The 21,448-nt window shown below is 69.0% G+C and carries 22 protein-coding genes and 1 pseudogene; 14 read left to right on the top strand and 9 right to left on the bottom strand.

Annotated elements, in window-relative coordinates; genetic code table 11:
- Positions 1–282: 282 nt before the first annotated feature.
- Positions 283–1,314, bottom strand: coding sequence for a helix-turn-helix transcriptional regulator (locus P3G67_RS34250; RefSeq protein WP_276096990.1), 1,032 nt, complete (start codon positions 1,312–1,314; stop codon positions 283–285).
- Between the two features lie 93 nt (positions 1,315–1,407).
- Here P3G67_RS34250 and P3G67_RS34245 point away from each other — a divergent pair, with 93 nt between their 5' ends.
- Positions 1,408–1,818, top strand: coding sequence for a VOC family protein (locus P3G67_RS34245; RefSeq protein WP_276096989.1), 411 nt, complete (start codon positions 1,408–1,410; stop codon positions 1,816–1,818).
- Positions 1,819–1,959: 141 nt separating this feature from the next.
- On the opposite strand, the gene P3G67_RS34240 is transcribed toward P3G67_RS34245, so the two are convergent.
- Positions 1,960–2,532 (bottom strand): helix-turn-helix domain-containing protein, encoded by a 573-nt coding sequence (locus tag P3G67_RS34240; RefSeq protein WP_276096986.1) that lies wholly within the window; start codon positions 2,530–2,532, stop codon positions 1,960–1,962.
- A gap of 150 nt (positions 2,533–2,682) precedes the next feature.
- Here P3G67_RS34240 and P3G67_RS34235 point away from each other — a divergent pair, with 150 nt between their 5' ends.
- Both P3G67_RS34235 and P3G67_RS34230 read left to right on the top strand, forming a co-directional pair.
- Positions 2,683–3,810, top strand: a complete 1,128-nt coding sequence (locus P3G67_RS34235; protein WP_276096985.1) for an aryl-sulfate sulfotransferase — start codon at positions 2,683–2,685, stop codon at positions 3,808–3,810.
- Complete coding sequence (locus tag P3G67_RS34230) at positions 3,807–5,150, top strand: uracil-xanthine permease family protein (RefSeq protein WP_276096984.1); 1,344 nt, start codon at positions 3,807–3,809, stop codon at positions 5,148–5,150. The genes P3G67_RS34235 and P3G67_RS34230 overlap by 4 nt, the downstream gene beginning before the upstream one ends.
- A gap of 122 nt (positions 5,151–5,272) precedes the next feature.
- Here the strand turns inward: P3G67_RS34230 and P3G67_RS34225 are convergent, their stop codons facing one another.
- The 3 genes from P3G67_RS34225 to P3G67_RS34215 all read right to left on the bottom strand — a co-directional run bounded on the left by P3G67_RS34225 (position 5,273) and on the right by P3G67_RS34215 (position 8,298).
- Entirely contained in the window at positions 5,273–6,517 is a 1,245-nt protein-coding gene (locus P3G67_RS34225; RefSeq protein WP_276096983.1) for a cytochrome P450, read from the bottom strand.
- A gap of 114 nt (positions 6,518–6,631) precedes the next feature.
- Positions 6,632–8,026, bottom strand: coding sequence for an NAD(P)/FAD-dependent oxidoreductase (locus tag P3G67_RS34220; protein WP_276096988.1), 1,395 nt, complete (start codon positions 8,024–8,026; stop codon positions 6,632–6,634).
- An 8-nt stretch (positions 8,027–8,034) separates the two neighbouring features.
- Entirely contained in the window at positions 8,035–8,298 is a 264-nt protein-coding gene (locus P3G67_RS34215) for a ferredoxin (protein ID WP_269855959.1), read from the bottom strand.
- Between the two features lie 154 nt (positions 8,299–8,452).
- Between P3G67_RS34215 and P3G67_RS34210 the strand changes: the two genes are divergently transcribed.
- The 7 genes and pseudogenes from P3G67_RS34210 (at position 8,453) to P3G67_RS34175 (ending at position 13,888) form a co-directional block, all read left to right on the top strand.
- Positions 8,453–8,980, top strand: coding sequence for a winged helix-turn-helix transcriptional regulator (locus P3G67_RS34210; protein ID WP_276096982.1), 528 nt, complete (start codon positions 8,453–8,455; stop codon positions 8,978–8,980).
- Positions 8,981–9,191: 211 nt separating this feature from the next.
- A pseudogene (locus P3G67_RS34205) lies at positions 9,192–9,338 on the top strand (VOC family protein); the annotation flags it as partial.
- Between the two features lie 328 nt (positions 9,339–9,666).
- Positions 9,667–10,602, top strand: coding sequence for an LppY/LpqO family protein (locus tag P3G67_RS34195; RefSeq protein WP_276096981.1), 936 nt, complete (start codon positions 9,667–9,669; stop codon positions 10,600–10,602).
- 142 nt (positions 10,603–10,744) lie between these two features.
- The gene (locus tag P3G67_RS34190; RefSeq protein ID WP_276096980.1) at positions 10,745–11,065 is read left to right on the top strand and encodes a hypothetical protein; all 321 of its coding nucleotides are present in this window, start codon (positions 10,745–10,747) and stop codon (positions 11,063–11,065) included.
- 147 nt (positions 11,066–11,212) lie between these two features.
- On the top strand, positions 11,213–11,434 hold the full coding sequence (locus P3G67_RS34185; protein WP_276096979.1) for a hypothetical protein: 222 nt from the start codon (positions 11,213–11,215) through the stop codon (positions 11,432–11,434).
- 216 nt (positions 11,435–11,650) lie between these two features.
- On the top strand, positions 11,651–12,595 hold the full coding sequence (gene sigJ / locus P3G67_RS34180) for an RNA polymerase sigma factor SigJ (RefSeq protein WP_276096978.1): 945 nt from the start codon (positions 11,651–11,653) through the stop codon (positions 12,593–12,595).
- A 93-nt stretch (positions 12,596–12,688) separates the two neighbouring features.
- Positions 12,689–13,888: an NAD(P)/FAD-dependent oxidoreductase gene (locus tag P3G67_RS34175; protein WP_276096977.1), complete on the top strand. Its 1,200-nt coding sequence runs from the start codon at positions 12,689–12,691 to the stop codon at positions 13,886–13,888.
- A gap of 317 nt (positions 13,889–14,205) precedes the next feature.
- On the opposite strand, the gene P3G67_RS34170 is transcribed toward P3G67_RS34175, so the two are convergent.
- The 3 genes from P3G67_RS34170 to P3G67_RS34160 all read right to left on the bottom strand — a co-directional run bounded on the left by P3G67_RS34170 (position 14,206) and on the right by P3G67_RS34160 (position 15,714).
- On the bottom strand, positions 14,206–14,655 hold the full coding sequence (locus P3G67_RS34170; RefSeq protein ID WP_276096976.1) for a DUF2267 domain-containing protein: 450 nt from the start codon (positions 14,653–14,655) through the stop codon (positions 14,206–14,208).
- Positions 14,656–14,783: 128 nt separating this feature from the next.
- Entirely contained in the window at positions 14,784–15,182 is a 399-nt protein-coding gene (locus tag P3G67_RS34165) for a DUF2267 domain-containing protein (protein ID WP_269855967.1), read from the bottom strand.
- Positions 15,183–15,279: 97 nt separating this feature from the next.
- Complete coding sequence (locus P3G67_RS34160) at positions 15,280–15,714, bottom strand: Hsp20/alpha crystallin family protein (RefSeq protein WP_276096975.1); 435 nt, start codon at positions 15,712–15,714, stop codon at positions 15,280–15,282.
- Positions 15,715–15,844: 130 nt separating this feature from the next.
- On the opposite strand from P3G67_RS34160, the gene P3G67_RS34155 reads away from it, so the two are divergent.
- The 4 genes from P3G67_RS34155 to P3G67_RS34140 all read left to right on the top strand — a co-directional run bounded on the left by P3G67_RS34155 (position 15,845) and on the right by P3G67_RS34140 (position 20,504).
- Positions 15,845–16,507, top strand: coding sequence for a type III effector protein (locus P3G67_RS34155; RefSeq protein WP_276096974.1), 663 nt, complete (start codon positions 15,845–15,847; stop codon positions 16,505–16,507).
- Between the two features lie 287 nt (positions 16,508–16,794).
- A complete protein-coding gene (locus P3G67_RS34150; protein ID WP_276096973.1) occupies positions 16,795–18,207 on the top strand; it encodes a family 2B encapsulin nanocompartment shell protein in 1,413 nt (470 codons plus the stop codon).
- Between the two features lie 99 nt (positions 18,208–18,306).
- Positions 18,307–19,590, top strand: a complete 1,284-nt coding sequence (locus P3G67_RS34145) for a family 2 encapsulin nanocompartment cargo protein terpene cyclase (RefSeq protein ID WP_276096972.1) — start codon at positions 18,307–18,309, stop codon at positions 19,588–19,590.
- A gap of 17 nt (positions 19,591–19,607) precedes the next feature.
- Positions 19,608–20,504 carry a geranyl diphosphate 2-C-methyltransferase gene (locus P3G67_RS34140; RefSeq protein WP_276096971.1) on the top strand — a complete coding sequence of 299 codons (897 nt, stop codon included), beginning with the start codon at positions 19,608–19,610 and terminating at the stop codon, positions 20,502–20,504.
- A 125-nt stretch (positions 20,505–20,629) separates the two neighbouring features.
- On the opposite strand, the gene P3G67_RS34135 is transcribed toward P3G67_RS34140, so the two are convergent.
- Positions 20,630–21,037 carry a nuclear transport factor 2 family protein gene (locus P3G67_RS34135; protein WP_276096970.1) on the bottom strand — a complete coding sequence of 136 codons (408 nt, stop codon included), beginning with the start codon at positions 21,035–21,037 and terminating at the stop codon, positions 20,630–20,632.
- Positions 21,038–21,448 lie beyond the last annotated feature (411 nt).

Here is a 21,448-nt window from a genome sequence, read left to right as displayed (position 1 = left end):
CCGGGCATGCAGACCGGCTATCCCCTCCGACCACGACACAACCTGCTCGACCGTCAGCTCATCAGCACACAGTCACACCAACGACAACCAGTCTTGATCGTTACCCCAGATGCGGTTGCAGTACTAGGGGCAGATCAGGACGGCGAAGGTTCAGCGAGCCGGTCGCGCTGGCCCTCGCCGTCCGCCGCGAACACCTCGCCACCAGGTGTGGGTGGGGAAAATGCACCCATGCAGGTCAAACGGTCGTGTGCGCGAGTGGGGATACGCGTTCATGGCGGGTTATCAACGCGACCCGTCATTCGTGCTCGCGTACTGAGCGAGGCGTTGCGCCAAGTCGGCTATGTGGCCTCGCAGTTCGGCTGGCCGCTCGACAACGAAGGGACGGTTCAGCGCGGCTAGCAACGGTGGGATCCACTCCAGCCGTTCGGCGCGGAGTCGAATACGGAACCAACTCTCATCCGGGCTCGGCTCGTTGCTGCCTTCCGGCTGCGTGTGCGTTTGCGACGTCGGACGGACCTCGTCGACGATGGCGATCCCTTCCGGGAACCGGGTCCGGATGTGATCGTGGGTTGCTTGGACGCGAAGGCTGACGTCGTGCGTCCACGGGGTCTCGGCGAGACCGGCCAGGACATGCGCTTGGGCGTCGAAGTCCGTTGGCTGGTCGAACGAACTGGACAGCACACGCACGTGCTCTATCCGATCCACCCGGAACGTCCGGACCTCTCCGCTGGTCGAATCGGCGCCGGCGGCATACCACCGCCCGGAGTGGGCGACGAGGCCGTAGGGGTGAAGTACCCGTTGGCTGCGTCTGCCGTCGCGGGCGCAGTACCAGATCTCGGTTGGGTGCCGATCCCAAGCGGCCTCGGCAAGGGTCAGTAGAACGCGCCCGCCCGGCCCGGCGGCGGCATCGTCGGTCGGCGTGGTGAACTGCGCCGTCGCGAGCAGCGCGTCCAGGCGTCGACCGAGCGGTTGCGGCAGCACACGACGGAGCTTGGCGGTTGCGACGTCGGCAGCCGTGGCTGAGGTCGTGGAGAGCCCGGCCCGTCGCACGGTCATCAAGCCGAGCAACGTGGCCAGTGCCTCGTCGTCGGTCAGCATCAGCGGGGGGATTCGGTACCCACGGGCGAGCCGGTAGCCTCCGTACCGTCCCCGCACCGACTCAACGGGCACGTCGAGGTCGGCCAGGTGGTCGACGTATCGCCGGACCGTTCGCGCGTCCACGCCCAGTCGGTCGGCGAGATCGGCGATGGGGTGGACGCCGCCTGACTGGAGGATTTCCAGGAGTGCGAGCACCCGAGCAGTAGGACGACTCATGCCTACGATTTTCTCCTGAATACCGGGCGGTTTCTGTCCGGTATCCGCCGTACGGTCTGCCTCATGACACAACAGATCGCACGGGAGCCTGCCATGTACTTCGCTTCGATCCGCATCATCACCGAGGACGTCGCCCGCGCCGTCGGGTTTTACGAGAGGGTCACGGGCCTGGTGGCGAAGCGGTCCACGGACGACTTCGCCGAGATCATCACGCCGAGCGGAACCCTCGCTCTCGCGAGCACCCGCACGGTGCAGGGGCTCGGTGCACAGGCGCCGCGACCGGCAGCCAACCAGAGTGTGATCGTCGAGTTCCGGGTCACCGATGTGGATCGCGAGTACGAGAAGGTCAAGAAGTTCGGTGACGTCGAGATCGTGAACGGGCCCACGACGCAGCCGTGGGGCAACCGTTCGCTGCTGTTCAGGGACCCGGACGGCAACCTGGTCAACTTCTTCGCCCCCGTCACCTCGGACGCCGTCAGGCGATACGAGCAGCAGGACCACTGAACTCCTAGTTCGGTGTCGGGCGTCGAACCCGCCTTGAACTTGCGGAACTTCGCGTGGTTCAGCGCGGCGTAGTGCGGAGGCCAAGCGTCGTGGTCGGCGGTGGCGTCAGCGAGACAGGCGTACGGGGGACTCCGCTCTGTGTCAGCGGCGCGGGTCGGCGGTGGCCTCGATGTGGTCCGCGACGGCGACGAGCACGACCCGCGTGTCCGGTTCGAGAGCGCGCCAGCTGTGCGGTACGCCGCCGGAGAGATACAGGGTGTCGCCGCGCCGCAGGCGGTACGTCTCGCCGTCCGCGTCGACCTCGGCGGATCCGTCGGCCACGTACAGCAACTCGTCGTTGCGGTGGTGGAACTCGCGCCCGCTGGCGTGGTCGCCGGTGAACTCCAGCGCGTGCAGCTGGTGGTGGCCACGCACCAGGGGCCGTACCCGAGCTTTCCCGGCCGAGGAGAGGCCGGGGTCATCCTCGGCGCGTACCACGTCCACGCTGCGCGGAGTCTCGGCGGCTGCCAGCAGGTGGACGGCGGTCGTGTCGAGCGCGTCGGCGATCGCCTGGAGCGAGCGCATGCTGGGTCGGGCGCGGGCGTTCTCGACCTGGCTGAGGAACGGCACCGACAGCCCGGCGCGGGCCGCGACATCGGCCAGGGTGAGGTCGAGAGCCCGGCGGCGGCGCCTGACGCTGGCCCCGACCCGTGGTGCTGCCGCTTCGTCCGTCACGCGAAGTCCCGCCTCAGTCCCGCTTCCTGATTGCTGCTGGCCACCCTACGCACTGATTTCTTGTCGTTTCACACTGCTGACACAACCGGCCGCTACTGTCAAACTCGTTTCGATGTCATCAAACAAAGTTTGACAGAGAGGCTCCGCAGCATGGCCACCGTCGACCAGAACTTCCGCCGCCGCCGTGGAACCGGCCTGATCGCGCTCGACGCCGACGCCGCGTTCCCCGGCTACACCCTGTACGCGCCGCTCACCGGCGCCGGCGAGGTCTACCTCGTCGACCTGCGAGGAGAGGTGGTGCACCGATGGAACCTCCCGTACCGCCCGGGCCGCCACGCCCGGATCCTCCCGGGCGGCAACCTGGCCTACAACGGGGTACTGCCCGACGAGCCCGCACTCTTCCCGATGTGGCACAAGTACCGAGGCGGCGTGATGCTCGAAGCCGCCCCCGACGGCACCGTACTGCGTGAGCACCGCGACCCGTCGCAGCACCACGATGCCCATCACCTCGGCGACGGACGCATCCTCTACACCGCGCTGGAGCCGTTGCGCGGCGCCGAGGCCGACGCTGTGCGCGGCGGAATCGCCGGGTCGGAACCGGACGGCACGGTGTGGGCCGACACCATCAAGGAGGTCGATGCCGAGGGGAACGTCACCTGGTCGTGGCGGGCCGCCGACCACCTCGACCGCGTCGAGTACGCCCTTCACCCGCACTACTCGCGTGAGCACTGGCCGCTGATCAACAGCGTCTCGCCGCTCGCCGACGGCAACATCCTGGCCAGCCTGCGCAGCGTCTCCGCCGTGATCGTCATCAGTCGCGCGACCGGAGAGATCCTTTGGCGCACCGATCCCGGCATCGTCTCGCAGCAGCACTGCCCGACCGAACTGCCCAGCGGCAGCATCCTCGTCTTCGACAACGGCGTCTTCCGGCCGGGCTGGGACGTGCCGTTCTCCCGCGTCATCGAGATCGACCGCACCAGCGGAAAGATCACCTGGGAGTACCACGACCCGGCTCGCGAGGCGTTCTTCGCCCCCTTCATGGGCAGCGCGCAACGGCTGCCGAACGGCAACACGCTCGTCACGGACTCGCCCTCCGGGCGGCTGTTCGAGGTGACCGCCGACGGCTATCTGTGCTGGGAGTACGTGGTGCCGTACTTCGGCGCGTACCGCGAGTCGGAGGTGCGCGCGCTGTTCCCGGCAGAGCCCAACGCGGTGTTCCGGGCCTACCGTTACCCGCCGGAGGAACTGCCGTGGCTGGACGTCGGGGCGCGGGCATGAGCAACACGGAGGCCCTGACGGTCGACGAACGGCCCGCGCTGCGACGGCTGGTGCCCCTGTCCGTGCAGCACGTCCTGGCGATGATCGCCGCGCCCGTCTCCACGGTGTTCCTGACCGGGCAGGTTCTCGGACTCGCCCCCGGCCGGACCACATCCCTGCTCAGCGCGACGCTGATGCTGTGCGGCGCGGGCGCGCTGCTCCAGTCGCTGGGCCTCGGGCGAATCGGCGCCCGGCTGCCGTTCGTGATGCTCCCCGGTGGCGCGGCGTCCGCGCTGTTCCTGCAGATCGCCAGGGACCACGGGGCGGCCACGGCCTGCGGGTCGGCGCTGCTCGCGGCCGGACTGCTGCTGGCGGTGACTCCGCTGTACGGGCGGATCGTGCGGTTCTTCCCGCCGCTGGTGTTGGGAACCACGGTGCTGCTGATCGGGATCGGCATGGTGCAGGTGGCCTCCCAACTGATCACCGGGCAGGGGGCGGCGGGCCGCGCTGCTCCCTCCGCGGTGGTACTGGCGGGGCTGACCATCGGGTGCACGCTGGTGTGCTTCGCGGCACTCCGCGGCGCCTGGCGTCAGTCGGCCGTGCTGCTCGGCATGGCCGCCGGCACCGTGCTGGCCGCGGTCACGGGCCTGGACCACTTCGGTGCGGCGAGCGTCGGGAGCCCGGCCCTGCCGCAGCCGTTGCCGTTCGGCGCACCACGCTTCGACCTGATGGCCGCGCTGCCGTTGCTGATCTTCGCGCTCGCCTCGCTGGCCGAGGCGACCGGGCAGACGGTGATGAACAGCGAAGCGGCGGGCCGCACACCGGACCCGCGGCGCGACGTGCCGCGGGTGGTGCGCGCCGACGCGGTCGTGTCGCTGGCGGGAGCCGCCTTCGGCACCTCGCTGCTGACGACGAGTTCGGAGAACATCGGCATCGGCCAACTGACGGGCGTACGCAGCCGGTTCGTCACGGCTGGCGCGGGAGTACTGCTCGTCGCGGCCGGACTGCTGCCGCCGGTACCCCGGATGCTGGCCGCCATCCCGGCACCCGTGGTCGGCGGCAGTTCCCTGATGGTGTACGCGATGATCGCGGTGATGGGCGTGACGATGCTGCACCGGGCCGACCTGGGGGACCGCTCGCACGCCATGGTGGCCGCCGTCGCGCTCGCTGTCGGGCTGCTCCCGATCGTCACACCCGGCCTGTACGCGGGCTTCCCGGGTTGGGTGAGGACCGTGCTGGGCAGCGGGGTGGTCGCCGGGACCCTGACCGGCGTGTTGCTGCACGCAGGCGTACGGGCGGCGCACGGCGGCAGGTCAGCCACCGCATGCCGCCCGTGGCACGCTGCCAGAGCATCACGCTGAGCTCGGTCGGACACCGGCCGGTGCCATTGCGCCGCCGCCGACCGCCCTCTTGGCTGACAAGCCGTCACTGTACTTTGAGCGCTGGCGCGTAGGTGTGGGTGCGGTCGAGTCGGACGGTCCGGTCAGGGGCGGATGCGGTCGACGTTGAGCCAGAGGTGGCGGGGACCCCGAAGGGCGGCCGTGGGCCGGTACGGGGGCGGGTCCTCGGCCAGCCGGGGGTTTTCCATGCGGCGGACGAGTTCGGGGAGCACGACATGGGCTTCGAGGCGGGCCAGGGGAGCGCCGACGCAGTAGTGGATTCCGCCTCCGAATCCGAAGTGTTCGTTGGGGGTTCGGTCGGGGATGAACTGCTCAGGCTGGTCGAAGTGATGGGGGTCGCGGCTGCCTGCGGCCAGCAACAGCACGACTGCGGAGCCGCCGGGGATGGTGGTGCCGCCGACGTCGATATCGTCGAGAGTGGCGCGATAGCGGAACTGCACCGACGGCTCGTAGCGCACCAGTTCCTCGACCATGGGCACCACCAGTGCGGGCTCGCGGCGGAAGCGAGTGAGGATGTCGGGATGGCGCAGGAGGGTGAGCATTCCGTTCGTGATCAGGTTGACCGTGGTCTCATGGCCGGCGATGAGGAGCAGACGGGTGGTGACGACGAGTTCGTCGCCGCGCAGGGGTTCCGTGTGGGCACCGCCGGTGAGCAGGCCTGAGATCAGGTCCCCACCCGGGTTCTTCGCGCGCTCAGCGGTGAACTGCGTGAGGTAGTCGGCGAGCGCGTCGGCGGCGTGCTGTATTTGGTCGGCTTCCTCCTGCGTCATGTCCGGGTCGCGGTCGAGGCTGCGGGCGAGGGTGTCGGCCCAGACGTGGAAACGTGCCTCGTCCTCGGGCGGTATGCCGAGAAGCTTGCAGATCACGCTGACCGGCAGGGGGTAGGCGACCTCGTCGACGAGGTCAATTCGGCCCTGGGACCCGGCGGCGTCGAGGAGTTCGCCGGTGATACGGCGTACATCGGCACGCAGGGATTCGACCACCGCGGGGGTGAACCTGGCCATGACCGCGCCGCGGAGGCGGTCATGGCTCGGCGGATCGCGCAGGATGAACGACTTCTCGGCACCGGGGGCCGACTCCTGCCCCGCGTTGCGCATGTCGGAGCTGATGCGCGGGTCGTGCAGCAGGGCGGCTATCTCGTCGTATCCGCTGACCACCCACGTACCGTCGGCCTGGCGGGAGACCGGTTGCCTGCGCAACGCGGCATACAGGGGGTAGGGGTTGGGACGGCTTCGCTGGTCGAGGACCCGAGCGAACAGGTCTTGCTGGGGAGTTGAAGCGGCGATGTCGACAAGGGACCGGGCGGTGGTCGGGATGTGGTCCGACATGATGCGCCTCCTTGAATCGAACCGCTCTCGCAACGGAGCACGTCGGAAACCGAAGCGGCTGCCGCGCCAGAGCGGCGTACGGAAAAGGACTGTTCAGAGGGCTGCCGTGAGGCACTACAGGGAAGGGCGGGCGCCTGCTCGTTGTTCGTCGGGCCGCGGACGACCGGCGTCGGGGGCGGCTTTCCCGAGCGGTGGCAGCGCGGTGTCGAGAACCCGGATGGGGTCAGGGGCGTCGGGGATCCGCGCAACAGGGGGAAAACCGGCGCGGTTTGTGATCATCGTGGCGTAGGCGTCGAGTGCGCGGGGCATGTTGACCGCCAACGCGCCGATGAGTCGGCCCTGTTGACCGTAGGCGGCGACGAACGCGGAGTTCTCCACCGAGCCTTGCACGACCGCGAACTGATCGGCGCGGGCGGGAACGCCAACCGACTTGATGTTCACACCGAACTGGTTGGACCAGAAGGCCGGCAAGGCGGTGTGCCGGAGGACCGGGCCGTGGAGCATGGTCACCGCGGCGACGCGTGCCTGCCGGACCGCGTTGTCCCAGTGCTCGACCGCAAGGAGTTCGCCGTCGAAGAGTGGGTGGGGCCAGCGGGCGATGTCGCCTGCCACGAGGACGTCGTCGTCGGGCTGCCCGGCGCTGTCGACCGCACGGCAGTACGCGTCGCACCGCACGCCACGGCCGTCCACGCTGAGTGCGGAGCCGGCGAGCCACTCGACGTTGCGGACCGCACCCAGGGCGACTACGGCCACGTCGACATCGAGGATGTCACCGTCAGAGAGTGCCGCCCGGCGCAGGCGGCCGACTCCGTCACCTTCCAGGGACCGCACCGAGGTGTTGGTGCGCAGGTCGACTCCGTGGCGCCGTTGCAGACGCCCGGCCGCGCTACCGGCCGGGCCGCCCAGAGCGCCCACCAGCGGCGCCGGGGAACGCTCGACGACAGTCACGTCGAGGCCCAGTTCCCGGCACACCGAGGCCGCCTCCGAACCCACGAAACCCGCGCCGATCACCAGGACCCGTCGAGGCCGAGTGGCCAGCCGGGCCTGCAACGCCCTGGCGTCGTCACGGGTGCGGATGCTGAAGACCCCGTCCAAGGCGGCCTCATGGGCCTGAGGCCATGGGCGGGCCCTGGCACCCGTGGCGATGAGCAGTTTGTCGAAGCCGAGCACATCGCCGTCGGCGAGGGTCACTGTCTTCGCCGCCCGATCGAGGGACACCGCCGCGGTGCCCAGGCGCCACTGCGCCTCGAAGTCCTCCCGCTGCGGAAGGCCGGTGTCGTCGGCCGACATGCGTCCGGCCAGCACCCGTTTGGACAACGGCGGCCGGTCGTACGGCGGATGGGGTTCCTCTCCCACAAGCGTGATCTGCCCGGCGAACCCCTGCTCGCGCAGGGCCTCGGCTCCGTGCAGGCCGGCGAGGGACGCGCCCACGATCACCACGTGGCCGTCGCCCGGTAATCCGGCGGCCGTCGATGCGGGGGAGGGCCGCTGTTCACCGCCGACTCCCATGGCATCGCTCACCGCTGCCCCCCAACCGTGTCGATCGCCGCAGAGCGCGGCGGGGCCGCGGTGGCGTCCCTGGTCGGGCCGGCCGCCGGTCCGATGGTGATGGCTTGGACCGGGCATGCGGCGCGTGCTCGTTCTGCCTGCTCGCGCAGGTGGTCCGATGGAGCGCTGTCGTATTCGAGGACTTCCGGGCCGGTCAGCTCGAAGACTTCCGGGGCGGCGAAGACGCACTGCCCGTAGCTCTGACACCGCGCGAGATCGACCACGACTCGCATCACGGCGACTCCTTCCTCGTGTTCTGTTGCATGGCGTCCTGCGGGCCGTCCGCGGTGTGTCCTGCCGAGCGGCCCACTCCAACTACTATCGATATGGAAGTACATGCTGTCTAGAGGTACTTTCGATTTTGAGGCAGTTGGGTACCCTGGAGGCATGTCGACCAGCGAGCGAAGTCAACGTCACGGCACCCGCGCCCACTGCCAGCCCGATCTGCCGACGGCTCAGGAACTGTTCGCCCTGCTCGGCGAGCGGTGGAACTACGCGATCCTTCGCGAGGTCTTCTACGGCGTCGAGCGCTTCGGGGCGTTGCAGCGCAACCTGGGCATCGCCCCCAACACGCTTACCGCGCGCCTGAACGGACTCGTCGAGGTCGATCTGCTTGAGCGCCACCGTTACCGTCCGGACAAGGACTGGTTCGACTACCGGCTCACCGCTGGCGCCCGCGAGATCGTCCCTGCCTGGATCACGCTCTCCCAGTGGACCCACAACCACTGGCACACGGACCGGCCCATGCGTCGCGGCCTGCGGCACCGCATCTGCGGGGAACTCATCACTCCGCAAATCATCTGCGGCCATTGCGGCGGCGTCCTCAACGGCCTGGACCTGGAGCCCGTCGTACTCTCCGCCGAAGGCGATGCCGAGAAGGACAGCGCCAACGGGGCTCAAACCAGGGGGACTTGACGGCGCGCCGCAGTGGTCGACGGTGCGCCGCAGTCGCCCGGCCGCCTTCACCGGAACGGTGGACGGCGTTGATCGACCTGCATCGCAAGCATTGGATCGCGCCGACGTTGGGGGTACCTGTCCGAGTACGCGAGGTTGCGCACCCGCACCGGCAGGTATCCGTCGATGAGGTGCGGACAGAGCCCTCGCCGCGTTCCTTATGCTCGGAGACATGGCCATTCAGCGGATGGACAACGTCGCCATCGGCGTCGACGATTTGGACGCGGCCGTCGCGTTCTTCACCGAGCTCGGTATGGAGCTGGAAGGCAAGGGGCAGGTCGAAGGCATTTGGGCGGACCGCACCGTCGGACTCGACGGCGCGATCGCCAACGCCTGCGCGTTCACCCTGACGGCGCAAGAGGGTCGCCCGCCGCGCGCCGTGCCGGTGGTGGGCTTGGTCGGTTGCGCGGTGCTCGCCTTCTCCCTCCCGGCCATCTCGGTCATTTTGCAGTGCCGCGGTGCTGGGGTTGGGCGCGCTCTGGTACGGCCTGCGGCGAACCATCGCCTACCGGTCACATCGCCGGTGACCTGCGCCATCACGGCGGGCAAGGCCCCGCGTGCTGTGAGGCCTCCGCGCGCGCCGCCGCTTGGGACGTGGTGGGCTGTCGGGAGGAATCCGGCCACTCCGACAGCGCAAGGAGGACCTGATGCCCCGTCTGCGTCAGTCCTGGCGCCGCGCGGTGATCGCCACCGTCGCGGGCACCGCAGCCCTCGCCACAGCCCTGACGTTCCCCCTCGGCAGTGCCTCCGGGCAGGCCCGCGGTATCGACTGGACGGCGGTCGGGCAGGCCATCGGCCAGCCGCTGACGACCGAGGCGCAGAACGTACACACTGCCGAGTGGCTGCGCACCGACCTTCACGAGGTCAACGCCGGGGTCAGCGAGAACCCCGGCATGGAACTCAACGCCGAGGCGTCCTTCCACCAAACCGGCCCCGGCCAGGCGGTGATGATCGGCGAGACCACCCTGCGCGCCAGCGAAGTCAACACCTTCGCCGACCGCCTCCAGCAAGGCGGCGTGACCATCACCGCCCTTCACAAGCACATCCAGGACGAAACTCCGCGTATCTGGTGGATGCACTACTGGGCCTTTGGCGACCCCCTCAAGATCGCTCGCGCCCTGCATGGTGCCCTGGCCACGACCAGCATCCCCCTGCACCAGAAACCCGGCACCGAGCGGCCGATCGCCTTGAACACCGGCTCCCTGGACCGGGTCATCGGCTCGCACGGTGAGAACGTCAACGGCGTGTGGCAATACCACATCCCGGTCTCCCAACCGGTCACCGACACCCGCGCCCACATCACCCTGCCGTACCTCATGGAGGCGTCCACACTGCTGATGTTCCAACCGCTCGGCGGCCAACACGCCGCGGTCAACGGCGACTTCACCATGACCGCCGACCAGGTGAACCCCGTCATCAAGGCTCTACGCTCCCACGGTCTGAGCATCGTAGAGCTGCACAACCACATGCTGTACGAGCAACCCCGCCTGTTCTACCTGCACTTCTGGAAGACCGGCGACGCAACTACCCTCGCCCACGACCTACGCGCCGCCCTCGACCAAGTCCACGCCCCCCGCGGTTGACCAGGCGAGGCATCTCAACGCTGCGGTTGGTCGCGAGGACTTCGCGGGCCAGCTGCTCCAGCGCCGCTCGGTCCTCGGCCAGGGCCTGGCGCCAAGCTTCGGTGGCCCGGCAAACGCGCCAGCCCCGGCCGTCGACGGCCCGTTGCCCGGGGACCAGCAGCCCGTCGACCTCCAGGCGGTGCAACGTCGCCGTGCGGGCGGCATCGCCGGCCGCCCCATCCGCGACGAGACCGAGCAGCGCATCCGCGGCCTGATCGGCGAACTCCGCATCGCAGCCCAGACTGACAGTCGTCTGGATGAGGACCGGACCGGCCGTCACGCACCATACCTGTCGCCTGTGGTTGTCCCGACTGCTTCTGAGCTGCGTGAACGCGAACCGCCCGCTCGCGGCGCCCCGGAGAGCCAGACGGAAGACCTCGATGGCGACGGTATGAACATGGCCGTGTCGCATAGTTCGTCGTAGGAGGGCGCGCCCCGTGCGGTGGGACCGGCATGACACGAGCTGCGCCTTCAGGGTCGCTTCGTGAGCGGTGGGTAGCACTGTTGTGGAGGATTTCTTGGCACCCGTGGACACTGACACTGGGAGCCGTGACAGCGACAGGGAGAGGCCATGGCATCGAAGCGCAAGCCCAACAAGCTGGTCCTCGCCGTATTCGGCGGGTTGCACGCCACGGCGATGGCGCTGACCTGGCGGGACTTGCGGAAGCGACCACCTGCGCTGATCCGTGGAAACAAGAAGATCTGGCGCATTGCCAGCACCATGAACACAGGTGGCGCGGCCGCGTACTGGCTCATCGGACGGCGACGCACTCCTGCACCCGCAAAGCACTAGCCAAACCCCGGCCACTCCTGAGCGCTCACCCGGCGGATTGGAACGTGCTCGTCGTACCCGGCCACCCCGCCAGCGGCCACACCAATGTGTGACGGTGAACGATGAATGATGGCGGAGGGTGTCCAGTTCGGCCCGGAAGCGGGTACTCGCTCCAGCATCCCGGCCCCCTGCGTAACGCTGCGGCCGTCGCGCGCCGCGAGCGCTACCATCGCGGCCATGCCCCTGACCATGGCCGACGTGGACCGGTTCGAATCCTCCAGGCCCCGCCTGGAGGCCATCGCCTACCGCCTCCTGGGCTCCGCGACCGAAGCCGAGGACGTCGTGCAGGAAACGTTCCTGCGCTGGCAGGCCGCCGACATCGACCGCATCAAGGTCCCCGAGGCCTGGCTGACGAAGGTCCTCACCAACCTGTGCCTCAACCAGCTGACCTCGGCCCGCGCACGGCGCGAGATCTATGTGGGCCAATGGCTCCCCGAGCCGCTGCTCAGCGGGGACCCGATGCTCGGTCCGGCCGACACCGCCGAGCAGCGTGAATCGGTCTCGTACGCGGTCCTGACGCTCATGGAGCGCCTGTCCCCCAACGAGCGGGCGGTGTACGTGCTGCGGGAGGCATTCGACTATCCGCACCAGGAGATCGCCGGGATCCTCGATATCACCGAGGCCGCCAGCCAGCAGATCTTCCACCGCGCCAAGAAGCACCTCGCGGACGGCAAGGTCCGCACCGAGGTCGACGAGGCGGCCGCCCGGCGGATCGTCCAGGAGTTCCTCACGGCCGCCACCAGCGGCCGCACCGAACCGCTCGTGCGATTGCTCACCGAGGACGCCATCTCGGTCGGCGACGGTGGCGGGAAGGTCCCGGCCCGCGCCAAGGCGTTCGAAGGTGCCCTCGCCGTGGCGACGTTCATGCGCGGTCTGTTCAAACCCGGCAAGGCCAAGCGCGCCATCGCCGGTGGCTCACCCGAGGTCTACGCCTCGACCGCCAACGGCGACCCCGCCGTCGTGGCGGTCGTCGGCGGCCGGGTCGTCGGCGTCCTCTGCCTGGAGGTCACAGCCGAGGGCGTCGCCGCATTCCGTAACCAGGTCAACCCCGACAAGCTCGAACGCGCGACCAAGCGGTGGGCGGCCGCCGACCATGGAGAGCCCCTGCTCATCGCGTTCTGATCCTGGTGTGAGGTGCTTCACGTCGCGCTCCTGTCAGGAAACGACGGTCCGTCCGGCTCAAGTGGCGAACCCACGCACGACAGGAGCAGCGACATGCAGCACCGCATCATCGTTCTCGGAGCCGGATACGCCGGAGCCACCGCGGCCGGGCGCCTCGCCAAGCGGCTGCGGCGCGAGGACGCCGCTATCACCCTCGTCAACTCCGAACCTGACTTCGTCGAGCGCGTGCGACTCCACCAACTGGCGGTCGGCCAGGACCTCAAGCCCCGACCCTTCAGCGAGATGTTCGCGGGCACCGGCGTCGAACTGAGGCTCGCCAAGGTCACCGGCGTCGATGTCGACCGCAAGACCGTCGCCGTCACCGACGCGCATGGCGCGGAGGAACTGGTGGAGTACGACACCCTCGTGTACGCCCTCGGCAGTGGCTGGAACGACCAGGGCGTCCCAGGCACCGCCGAGCACGCCTACGAGATCGCCGGGCGCCCCGGAGCGCTCCGGCTGTGCGCGCGTCTGGCCCGCCTGGAGGAGGGACAGCCCGTGGTCGTCGTCGGCGGCGGCCTGACCGGCCTGGAGGCCGCCGCCGAGATCGCCGAGGCCCGCCCGGACCTCCACGTTGCCCTTGCCGCCCGCAGCGGCCTCGGCGACTGGCTCTCGCCCAAGGGCCGTCGGCACCTGCGAAAGGTCTTCGACAAGCTCGGCATCACCGTGCACGAGCACGCCGCCGTCACCGGCGTCGAGCCCGACCGCGTCACCACCGCCGACGGCACGGCCATCTCTGCCGCGGTCACCGTGTGGACCACCGGCTTCGCAGTCCACCCGATCGCGAAGGCCACCAACCTGGAGGTCACCGGCCAAGGCCAGATCGTGGTCGACCCGACCATGCGCTCGGTCTCGCACCCGGACGTGTACGCCATCGGCGACGCGGCCATGGCGATGGGCCCCGGCGACAAGCCGCTGCGGATGTCGTGCGCGTCGGGCACGCCCACCGCGTGGCAGGCGGCCGACGCCATCGCGGCGCGTCTGACCGGTGGGAAGCTCCCGAACGCGCCGCTGCGCTATTTCAACCAGTGCATCTCGCTGGGCCGCAGGGAAGGCGTGATCCAGTACGTCACCGCTGACGACCGGGCCGTGCGGGCGGCCCTGACCGGGCGGCTCGCCGCCGTCTACAAAGAGCTGGTCTGCAAAGGCGCGGCCTGGGGCGTCGCCAACCCGACGCTCGCGATGCCGACCCGGCGCCGCCGCGTGGTGCGGGAGCGGGCTCAGGCAGGCTCGGCTGTCAAGGCGCTGACCTGAGCCGCGCCGCATGCGTACCGACTCATGACGCCGAGGCCTCGGCAGTGGTCTCCGCGGTGGGCTTCGTGACGGCCCGGTGGGCGCCGGAGCGGCTCCGAATCCTCTTCGGCACAGTGATGCCTATGGAAACACTGGCAGCGCCCGGCGTCCTCCGGCCCCACGAAACTCGCCTGTACGCAGGGCACGTTGTGCTCCGTGACGCGGGCCGCCACATCTGGCGCAGGAGGGCAGTTGACTACGCGTCACACCCCACGTCCTACCAGCCCCACCCACACGCCGAGACGGAACCCGAGATCGATCCCGACCTGCCACAGTGTCTAGGCCGCCTGGCGCTGCTGCCGGGGCCGGAGTTCGGGCCGTCCGAACAGGAGGGCGTAGCCCTCGGGGAGTTGCTCGAGGATGCGGTCCAGCAGGTCCGGTCCGATCAGTTGGGCGAGGACGCAGAAGACGGTCCCGGTGTTCCACCGGGCGACCGCGGGCGTGGTGCCGGACCGCCGCGCGAGGTCCTTGACGAAGCCCCAGCCGCTCAACTGCTCTGTGGCGGGGGCCTGTCCGGTGAGTGCCAACGCGGCCTCCAGCGGCAACTGCGCGGCCAGTGCCACCCGTTCTTCGCCGGTGAGCTGGCGGCCGAGCAGGGCGAGGACCTGGAGAACAACCTCCTGTGCCTGTTCCCGGGTGGGGTAGGCGCCTTCGTACCGGACCTTCGCCAGCAGAGCCTCGAAGGTCTCCGCGGCGTCGGGACAGTCCGGGTGGCGCTGGTCGATCATGACGGGTGGCATGCCTTTCGTTTCGACATGGTGCCCGCCGACCGCGCCGCGCCGCACCGGCGCGGCGCGGTCGACGGCTGGCGGGCTGGGGTGGGTTGGGACGCCGGCGGTGTGCGGCGTGGGCTGGCTCAGGCTGATGAGGGGCGGCCGAACAGCAGGTCGTAGCCGACCGGCAGCTGGAGTAGCAGCCGCCGGGTGAGGTCTTCGCCAGCCGCCTCGGCCACCACGCTGAGGACCGCGCCGACATCCCACTTGGCGGTCTCCTCGGTGGCCCCCTCGATCCAGGCCGCGGTGGCCCGGACGAACCGTTCGGGGGCCAGCGGTTCGGCCGCGGGCAGGGGGTTGAGCAGGATCATGGCGAAGGTCTCGGGCAGCCGGGCCGCGAGCGCGGACCGCTCCTGGCCGACCACGTGCGCGCCGAGCAGGGCGAGCACCACTCGGGCGGCGCGTTCGGCCTCCTGCCGGGTGTCGTACTCGCCGCGTTCCCGGATGCGCTCCAGGAACTCCTCCGAACGGATGGCCACCATGGTCACCCCTCCTGCGCAGGTCGGGGAGCGGACGGCGGGGGGCGGGAGTGCGCTGGACGCCCGCCTCCACCGCTGCTGCGGAACGGAACGCGGCGGGTCAGCCGCTGATCTGCTTGCGCTCCGACGCACCGCCGATGGAGATCTTGCGGGGCTTGGCGCGCTCCGCGATCGGGATGCGCAGGGTCAGCACCCCTGCGTCGTAGTCGGCCTCGATGTGCTCGGTGTCGAGAGTGTCGGCGAGCATCAGCTGGCGGGAGAAGACCCCCAGCGGCCGCTCGGACAGCTCCATCTGGACGTTCTCGCCCTTGGTCGTCGGCCGACGCTCGGCCTTGACGGTCAGCATGTTCCGCTCGACGTCGATGTCGATGGCGTCGGTGGTCACTCCGGGGAGGTCCAGAGCGATCACATACACGTCGCCTTCGCGGTAGGCGTCCATCGGCATCGGGGACGGCCGGGACCAGGTGCCGGACGTGCCAAGGAGCTGCTGGGTCAGGCGGTCAAGCTCGCGGAACGGGTCGGTGCGCATCAACATCGCGGGACACCTCCAATGAGACGGGCAGTAACTGCTGCCAATGCGCTGTACCTGTTTTCTCTTGTAGCATGTCATCGAAGCGATGACAAGCAAGGTGTCGTCGGAACGACGACGAGAGGAAGGAGTGGCGGTGACATCAGCCGACGAGCGGCCCCAGCGCCTGACCCCGGCGTCCTACCTCGCGGCGGAGGCGGCCCTGCGCGCCATCGAAGAAGCGGTGCGCGCCGCCCGCACCGCCCCGCCGGGCGAGTCGGCCACCGCACCGCCCGGCCCGGAGCAGGCGCTCGCCGTCCTCCTGCTGCTGCGGGACGTACGGCACCAGCTCGCCGACTGGGAACCAGGCCTGATCGAGGCGGCCCGCGCGGCGGGCGCCAGCTGGGCGGACCTGGCCGGCCCCCTGGGTGTCGCCAGCCGCCAGGCCGCCGAGCGGCGCTATCTGCGAATTCGCCCCGGCACCGCGGGCAGTACGGGCGAGCAGCGGGTCAAGGCCACCCGCGACCGCCGTGCCGCCGACCGCACAGTCACCGCCTGGGCCCGAGGTAAGGCCGGCGAGCTTCGCCAGCTCGCCGGCCAAATCGCCGCCCTACCCGACCTCCCGGACGCTGCCCTGCCCTCCGTCCGCCGACTCGCCCATGCCCTCGCGGACGACGACGCCGCCCTGCTGCTCGCCCCGCTGACCGACACCGAGCCGCACCTGCGCGACAGCCACCCGGGACTGGCTGCCCGGATCGAGCACCTCACCCACCACACCGACCGGCTCCGCCACCGCAGCAACACCACTCGCCGCGCCTAGGCATGACCAGCGAACCGCGAGAGCCTCGCGAGGCACATGCAACTCAATAACTTACGAACTGTACAAACCAGACGTTCTCTGAAAACAACGTCAGCCAACCGGGCAAACCTTGCATGCGGCAGGATCACTGCATGGAGCTAATGTCAACGACTTTCCAAGGCTGACGGGGCGTAACGGCCCGTACTGTGGCTCGGGAGCTGGACGGATTGCGTGAACGCCCCCGTCCTTTTGCTTTTTCCCATTGACGCGCCACGTCGGCCACCGCCCTCACGAAGAGAGCTCGCCTGATGACCGTTGATATCAGCCCGCAAACACAGCCGGAGTCGCCTCAGCAGTCCAGCCTGAGCACGGCGGCTGCTCGCAACCTTGCCACTACGACCAAGTCCGCCCCGCAGATGCAGGAGATCACCTCTCGCTGGCTGCTGCGGATGCTCCCCTGGGTGGAGACCAAGGGCGGCACCTACCGGGTGAACCGTCGGCTGAGTTACACCGTCGGTGACGGGCGCATCGACTTCATCCAGGACGGCGGCGAGGTCCGGGTCATCCCCCGCGAACTCGGCGAGCTCGCCTTGCTGCGCGGCTTCGAGGATGTGGAGGTGCTGTCCGCGATCGCCGACCGGTGCGTCCAGCACGACTACCGTGCCGGTGAAACGCTGGTCGAGCGCGGTACACCCGCTGAGCAGATCCACCTCATTGCCCATGGCCGGATCACTCAGACCGCTGTCGGCAAGTACGGCGACGACGTCACCGTCGCGGTGCTTGCAGACGGCGACCGGTTTGGTGAGAACGCCCTGTTGGACGCGGACGCCCGGTGGGACTACACCGCCACCGCCGTAACCGCCGGCACCCTGCTCACGCTGTCCCGCGCCGACTTCGCCGCCGTGATGTCCGCGGCGCCGAGCCTCCAGACCCACATCCAGCAGTTCAGCTCGCTGCCCCTCCAGCGGCAGAACCGTCACGGGGAGGCCGAGATCGCACTGTCGGCCGGCCACAGCGGCGAGCCCGAGCTGCCGGGCACGTTCGTCGACTACGAACTGAAACCACGCGAGTACGAACTCTCCGTCGCGCAGACCGTTCTGCGGGTCCACACCAGGGTCGCCGACCTCTACAACGAGCCCATGCACCAGACCAAGGAGCAGCTCAGGCTCACCATCGAGGCGCTACGCGAGCGCCAGGAGCACGAGTTGATCAACAACCGGGAGTTCGGTCTGCTCCACAACGCCGACTTCAGGCAGCGCATCCAGCCGCACTCCGGTCCCCCCACCCCGGACGACCTCGACGAACTGCTCTGCCGTCGCCGCGGCTCCAAGCTCTTCCTCGCCCACCCCAGGACGATCGCGGCGATCGGGCGTGAGTTGAACTCTCGCGGGCTCTACCCGAATCACGTCGACCTCGGCGGGCAGCAGGTTCCGGCCTGGCGGGGAGTCCCCATCCTGCCCTGCAACAAGATTCCCATCACCGACGGGAACACGAGCTCGATCATCGTCATGCGCACCGGAGAGGACAACCAGGGCGTCATCGGTCTGCACCAGACCGGTCTACCGGAGGAGTACGAACCCGGCCTGTCAGTGCGCTTCATGGGCATCGACGAAAAGGCAATCATCTCCTACCTCGTCAGCACCTACTTCTCCGCCGCCATCCTCGTGCCAGACGCGCTCGGTGTGTTGGAGAACGTACAGATCGCCCGCAGCCACGACTAAAGGACCTGCCCTACCCGCCAGTTACGGCAGCCCGAACCTTTTTGGGCCAGCCGAGCATGCCCGGAATCCGGGACCACCCACGCCCCCCAGGAGCCATGGATGCCCAACCCTGGGCCTTTCCCACCACAGTTGAGCCTATCCGCGGCTGCTCTCCACTTCGGGACGACGGCCCTGAGCGATTCAGCCGCCCGTGCCTGCGACGTCAAGGCCGCCGCAAGCGGCCCCCCTGTGTCTTCCGTGCCTGTCCCGCCGTCCGCCGATGTCCCAGCCTCCGAAGCAGAGACAGCGGACGCGGCTCTGGAACGGATCCTGCGGGGCCCAAGTGGCCTGGGTACGACGAGCCTGCACCTGGCACTGCGTGAGGAGCCCCCGGCGCTACCGGAGTCGCGGGCGGCTCCAGCCGAGGGCAACCCGATCCCCGGCCTTTACTACCACCCGGTGGCGGAGCCCGACCCGGTGCGGGTGGAGGAGGTCAGCCGCAGGATCAAAGCCTGGGCGCTGGAAGAGGTCGACCTGTACCCCGAGGAATGGGAGGAGCAGTTCGACGGTTTCTCCGTGGGGCGCTACATGGTCGCCTGCCATCCGGACGCTCCCACCGTCGACCACCTGATGCTCGCCACGCGCCTGATGGTCGCCGAAAACGCGGTGGACGACTGCTACTGCGAGGATCACGGAGGCTCGCCCATCGGCCTCGGGGGACGCCTTCTGCTGGCGCACACCGCCCTCGACCCCCTCCACACGACGAAGGAGTACCAGCCGCAGTGGGCGGAGTCGCTCCATTCGGATGCCCCTCGACGTGCCTACCGCTCCGCCATGGAGTACTTCCTCCAAGAGGCCAGCCCTTCCCAAGCCGACCGGTTCCGGCACGACATGGCCCGTCTGCACATGGGGTACCTCGCGGAAGCCGCCTGGGCCCAGACGGAGCATGTCCCCGAGGTGTGGGCGTATTTGGCGATGCGCCAGTTCAACAACTTCCGTCCCTGCCCCACCATCACCGACACGGTCGGCGGCTACGAACTGCCGGCGGACCTGCACGCTCAGCCCGCCATGCAGCGGGCCATCGCGCTCGCCGGGAACGCCACCACCATCGTGAACGACCTGTACTCGTACACCAAGGAACTCGCCAGTCCCGGTCGGCACCTGAACCTTCCCGTGGTGATCGCCGAGCGTGAGGGCGTCTCCGACCGCGAGGCCTACCTGAAGGCGATCGAGGTCCACAACGACCTCATGCACGACTTCGAGGCCGAAGCCGCGGCCCTGGCCGCCGCCTGCCCCCTCCCGAACGTGCAGCGCTTCCTGCGGGGCGTGGCCGCTTGGGTCGACGGCAACCACTACTGGCACCAGACCAACACCTACCGCTACAGCCTTCCCGACTTCTGGTAAGAAGGATGGACTTATCTGTGACCAGCACCGAGCTCGCCGCCACAGTCGCCACTTCCACCAGCAACTCCGCAGGCACCCCCGCCCCGGCGATCCCCTACCAGAAGGACATCGCTCGCTACTGGGACCATGAGGCCAGGCCCGTGAACCTGCGTCTCGGCGATGTAGACGGCCTTTACCACCATCACTACGGTATCGGCGACGTCGACCACGCCGCCCTCGGCGACGCCGACGACAGCGCATACGAGAAGAAGTTGATCGCCGAGCTCCACCGCCTGGAATCGGCGCAGGCCGAAGTCCTCCTGGACCACCTCGGCCCCATTGAGCGCGGAGACATGCTTGTTGACGCCGGCTGTGGTCGCGGCGGCTCGATGGTCATGGCCCACCAGCGCTTCGGGTGCAACGTCCAGGGCGTCACCCTGTCGGCCAAGCAGGCCGACTTCGCCAACCAGCGCGCCCGCGAACTCAGCATCGACAACCACGTCCACGCCCGCGTCTGCAACATGCTCGGTATGCCTTTCGAGACCGGTCAGGCCGCCGCCTCGTGGAACAACGAGTCGAGCATGTACGTCGACCTGCACGACCTCTTCGCCGAGCACTCCCGCATCCTCGCGTTCGGCGGCCGCTACGTGACCATCACCGGCTGCTGGAACCCGCGCTACGGCCAGCCCTCGAAGTGGGTCTCCCAGATCAACGCGCACTTCGAGTGCAACATCCACTCGCGCCGAGAGTACCTGCGCGCCATGGCCGACAACCGTCTCGTACCGCAGGCCGTCATCGACCTCACTCACGCGACTCTGCCCTACTGGAAGCTGCGGGCCACATCCTCGCTAGTGACAGGCATTGAGGAGGCGTTCATCAATTCTTACCAGGACGGCTCCTTCCAGTACCTCCTGATCGCAGCAGACCGCATCTGAGTGGACGTTCGTTTGAGGCCACTTGGCCAGCTTGTGCGCTAGCGGCTCTGTCGGGGCAGGCTGTGGATGGGGGAGGCAGGTCTCGGCCGGGCGATGCTGTCCATCGCCGCCGCAGTCGCATGGGTTCATCGGTCGGGGTCCGAGACCGGCTCAGCTAGCGCTGCCCGCTCGGGAGGCGCCTGGAAGGGGTCGGCGAAGTACTGGGTCTCGTGCGTTACCAGATCGTCGGTGAACTCCATGACGCTGACCGCGTAGGTGGGCACGCCGTCGTAGGTGATCACGCACTCGCTCACCCAGAGGTCGCCACTGCCCCGGATCCGGAGGATGGTGAAGTGGCGTTCGGCCGGGTGCCCGCCGCGTTGCGCCTGGATCTTTGACCGGCCCCGGAAGCGCTCCCCGGACTGCGGGTAGTCCAGGACCGCGTCTGCAGCGTAGATAGCGTGCTCAGTGTCGATGTCCCCGCGGTCGGAGGCCTTCCAGTGCTGCTCTAGCCGGGCCCGGGTCCTGGCGTCACGATCCACTGTCCTGTTCACCTAGGCCTCCTCAGATCTCGCCCGACCGGCGTTCGGCCGCGCTGCTGGGTCCTCGTCCAGTTGGCCGAAGAACGTGCTGGGCTGGGGGCGGGTGGCCACGTCGAGCGGGTCCGAGGGTTGCGGTCGTCCGGCAGGCATCGCCGACCTACGTACCCTCGGCGTCGGTGCGGCTCTCGATGAGGGGATCGAGCGCCTCACGAGTTGCCGAGGTCGTTGGCAAGGTACCGCTGCGGAGGGCGGAGCGCCGCTTGCGAATGACGTACCAGGTGTCAGGTAACCCGTCGGTGCCCTTGGGTCCGAAGAGGCGCCGTTCGAACGGTGGTCGTGTGGTCTGGGCTGTGAAGTCCCGGGACAGCCCGGCCTCGCTGCGGGAGTCCAGTTGCGCTTCCGGGCACTGCCGTGCGGTCGAGG

Source organism: Streptomyces silvisoli (assembly GCF_029269905.1).
GTDB classification, from domain to species: domain Bacteria; phylum Actinomycetota; class Actinomycetes; order Streptomycetales; family Streptomycetaceae; genus Streptantibioticus_A; species Streptantibioticus_A silvisoli_A.
The sequence above is the reverse complement of the archived record's forward strand: the minus strand, read 5'-3'. Positions and strand labels throughout refer to the sequence as shown.